The following is a 417-nucleotide window of genomic DNA, read 5'->3' on the forward strand; positions in this document are numbered from 1 at the left end:
GTCATCCTGATTTCCGTGCATGGCGGGGTGAGCTACTGGCGCTACGGGATCGAACGTCTGGTCGAACTGGCCGGGCTCGGTGCGCAGGTGATCATGGTGCCGGGCGACGATCAGCCCGATCCGCAGCTGATGGCCATGGGCAACGCCAGCGAGGACGACAGCCGCCGTCTCTGGCAGTACCTGCGTCAGGGCGGGCTGGACAACGCACAGCAGTTGTTCCGTTTCATCGGCAGTCGCTGGCTGGAACGCAGTGACAGCTGGGTCGAGCCGCAGCCGTTGCCCCGGGTCGGGCTCTATCACCCACACCGCAGTCCGGCCACGCTGGCCGATTGGCAGGCGCACTGGCAGCCCGGTGCGCCGGTGGTGGCGCTGCTGTTCTACCGCAATCACGTGCAGGCGGCGAATACCGCTTTCGTC

Annotated in this window: 1 protein-coding gene; it reads left to right on the forward strand. The window is 66.7% G+C overall.

The genetic code is table 11. From position 1 onward, the window contains the following. Positions 1–417: cobaltochelatase subunit CobN (locus J0A65_RS26015; protein ID WP_206597087.1), on the forward strand; the 417-nt coding region annotated here is incomplete at both ends.

The organism is Bowmanella yangjiangensis (assembly GCF_017255015.1).
Classification (GTDB): Bacteria; Pseudomonadota; Gammaproteobacteria; order Enterobacterales; family Alteromonadaceae; genus Bowmanella; species Bowmanella yangjiangensis.